The sequence below is a fragment of the Moorena sp. SIO4A1 genome (assembly GCF_010672065.1).
GTDB lineage: Bacteria > Cyanobacteriota > Cyanobacteriia > Cyanobacteriales > Coleofasciculaceae > Moorena.
Window position 1 is genome coordinate 1 of record NZ_JAAHHX010000535.1, and the last position, 1,708, is coordinate 1,708.

At 40.0% G+C, this 1,708-nt stretch carries 1 protein-coding gene and 2 pseudogenes; all 3 read left to right on the plus strand.

Features of this window, described 5'->3' with window-relative positions:
* Positions 1-219 precede the first annotated feature (219 nt).
* Positions 220-540 (plus strand): annotated as a pseudogene (locus F6K53_RS40320) (IS1 family transposase); the annotation flags it as partial.
* Between the two features lie 72 nt (positions 541-612).
* On the plus strand, positions 613-996 hold the full coding sequence (locus tag F6K53_RS40325; RefSeq protein WP_293085737.1) for a transposase: 384 nt from the start codon (positions 613-615) through the stop codon (positions 994-996).
* Between the two features lie 68 nt (positions 997-1,064).
* Positions 1,065-1,708, plus strand: a pseudogene (locus F6K53_RS40330) (reverse transcriptase/maturase family protein); the annotation flags it as partial.

Genomic DNA, 1,708 nt, shown 5'->3' on the forward strand with positions numbered 1-1,708 from the left:
TCTTAAAAGATGTATGTTTCACGCTCATAAATCCCTGAAATCACTGAAATAGATGAGCTACAAACCTTTGTAAAAAAAAACAAGATTTGGGTTTGAGACGAAACCTTGGAGAGGGTAGCCTTTATAGTCGGCAGGTTATGAGTAATAGTTTTAAGTCTTTTGTAATAAGGCTACCCTCTCCTACGGTAACTTTAAAGGACCGCAGCTAATAAGCACTATCCCGGGATTTTAAACTTTATAATTGGTGACCGTAGTGCTCAAACTTTTAAAAAGCTTTGGAAAATCGTAAAAGGCTGGCATAGCTTTTGGTATGTCACTGATAAATATGTTGTTTATCAAATATTTATTGATGACATTGACCATTTAACAAAAAAAAGTTAGATGACTAGAATAGAGAGTGAAAATACTAGATTGAGACACTATTTGGCTAGGCTACATCGACGAACTCTGTGTTACTCTAAATCATCAGAGATGTTGGAGTTATCAATCAGGCTTCTTATTTATTATTTAAAGTTTCATACAATCCCAGTTTTTGCTTAACCATTCTCTTATTCAGCAACGCCCCTGTCTTGAGGTCTTGAGAGACCCAAGGAGCGTCTAAACTCCAGTAGGTTGAATGACAATCAATTCCAACCGACTCAATTCGACGAATTAGTGATTAATCTAGATGGAGGCAGTGCCACCCTCCGCAACCGCACCCAATTTATCAAGCGCATGGTTGAATGGTCTCGGGCAATTGCAACCCGCATCCGCGTAAAGTACTACCCTCCCTATCACAGCAAGTACAATCCGATTGAGCGGTGTTGGGCTGCGTTGGAGAACTATTGGAATGGCGCAATTTATGACTCGGTTGAAGCTGTTGTCCAATGGGCTACAAACATGAGTTGTAACGGCTGCACACCAACAGTACATATATTGGACACCATCTATGAAAAAGGGTTGAGACCTAAACCCCAAGGAATTGGAATCCTATCAACTTTCAAGGTGTCGTTCTGACACATTACCCAAATGGGATATTACAATTGTCCCGACGAATATGGGTATCTTATTTTATTGCAAGTCCCCCATTGGGAATCCCGACCATGTATGACCGCGCATTACAGGCACTAACTAAACAGGCATGTTTAACCTGAATGGGAAGCACGCTTTGAACCCAATTCATACGGATTCAGACCAGGACGCTCCTGTCACGATGCGATTGAAGCAATATTCACAGGCATCAACCAAAAACCTAAATGGGTACTAGATGCCGACATTGCCAAATGTTTCGATAAAATCAACCATAATGCACTTCTGACAAAATTGAATACTTATCCATCCTTAAGACGATTAATCAAGTCTTGGTTAAAAGCTGGTGTGATGGATAATGGGACATTCTCACCTACAGAAGAGGGCACTCCACAAGGCGGAGTCATATCTCCCCTTCTGGCAAATATAGCTCTTCACGGCATGGAAAAAAGGATTAAACAATTCGCAGAAACTATGAAGGGAAGTAAATCCAAGAATAGGAATGCATTAAATTTAGTCCGATATGCAGATGACTTTGTCATAATGCATAAAGACCATTACGTGGTAAAAGAATGTCAAAGAATCATCAATATATGGTTGAATGACATGGGTTTGGAATTAAAACCAAGTAAGACCAGGATTACCCATACATTTGAAGGATTTGACTTCCTCGGATTCAATATCCGTCAATATCAGGTTG